This is a genomic window from Pelagibacterium sediminicola (assembly GCF_003390885.1).
GTDB classification, from domain to species: domain Bacteria; phylum Pseudomonadota; class Alphaproteobacteria; order Rhizobiales; family Devosiaceae; genus Pelagibacterium; species Pelagibacterium sediminicola.
Window position 1 is genome coordinate 1 of record NZ_QMEL01000029.1, and the last position, 1,164, is coordinate 1,164.

Here is a 1,164-nt window from a genome sequence, read left to right on the forward strand (position 1 = left end):
ATACCAACGGCTTTGGCGTGTGACTCTCGGGGGATTCCCAAACTGGCGGGTTGCTGATTCGATAGCGGGGAAGGAGATTCGCTCATGCCCGGATCGATACGATTGCGACAGGACTATTCCGCCCCTGATCTTCGCCGGCTGGCGTCGCGGAGCAAGGACGCCAACCAGAGCCGTCGGTTATTGTCGTTGGCGGCGGTGCTTGACGGCATGAGCCGTGCCGACGCCGCACGGATAGGCGGGATGGACCGCCAGACGCTTCGTGACTGGGTACACCGGTTCAATCAGGCTGGGCCCGATGGCCTATTCGATCACTGGTCCACCGGCCCCGCGTCGCGGCTGTCGGACGAGCAGAAAGCTGAACTTGCCTTGGTCGTCGAAGCTGGTCCCGACCCGGTCGTGGACGGTGTGGTTCGCTGGCGTCGCATCGACCTCCAGCGTGTCATCAAGGAGCGGTTCGGGGTCGAATATCACGAGCGTCATGTGGGTAGGCTGCTCAAAAAGCTCGGCTTCTCGCACATGAGCGCCCGTCCTCTTCATCCCGGTCAGGACGCTGCGACAGTTGCGGCGTTTAAAAAAACTTCCCGCGGGCGCTGACCGCCCATATTGGGCACCTCCCCAAAGGCAAGCCGATCGAGATCTGGTTCCAGGATGAAGCACGCATCGGCCAGAAGAACGGGATAGTCCGGCTTTGGGCAAAGCGGGGAACCCGGCCACGGCAACCGGCGGACCAGCGCTACCAGAACGCCTACCTATTCGGCGCCATCTGCCCGGCAAGGGGAAAAGGTGCCGGCTTGGCGCTGCCTTTTGCCGATACCTTCGCCATGCAACTCCACATCGACGAGATCAGCCGGCACGTGAAGCGTGGTGCCCATGCCGTGCTGCTGCTCGATCGCGCCGGCTGGCACACCACCGAAAAGCTCATCGTGCCCAGAAACATGACGCTGATCTTCCTGCCCTCGCGCTCACCCGAACTCAACCCGGTCGAAAACGTCTGGCAGTACCTCAGGCAGAACTGGCTCTCCAACCGCGTCTTCGACACCTACGACGCCATCATCGACGCTGCCTGCCAAGCCTGGAACAACCTCATCGACCAGCCCCAAACCATCACCTCTATAGGAATGCGCGACTGGGCGCATATCGGTCAATCATGACAGCCGTTGGTAT

General features: G+C 61.5%; 1 protein-coding gene. It reads left to right on the forward strand.

What is annotated here, in order from left to right:
* The first annotated feature begins 84 nt into the window (after nt 1-84).
* Nucleotides 85-1,151, forward strand: a protein-coding gene (locus DQG18_RS15870) for an IS630 family transposase (protein ID WP_116655217.1) whose coding sequence is annotated in 2 segments (ribosomal slippage) — nt 85-577 and nt 577-1,151 — 1,068 coding nt in all. Because the reading frame shifts where the segments join, the coding sequence is not laid out codon by codon here.
* Nucleotides 1,152-1,164 lie beyond the last annotated feature (13 nt).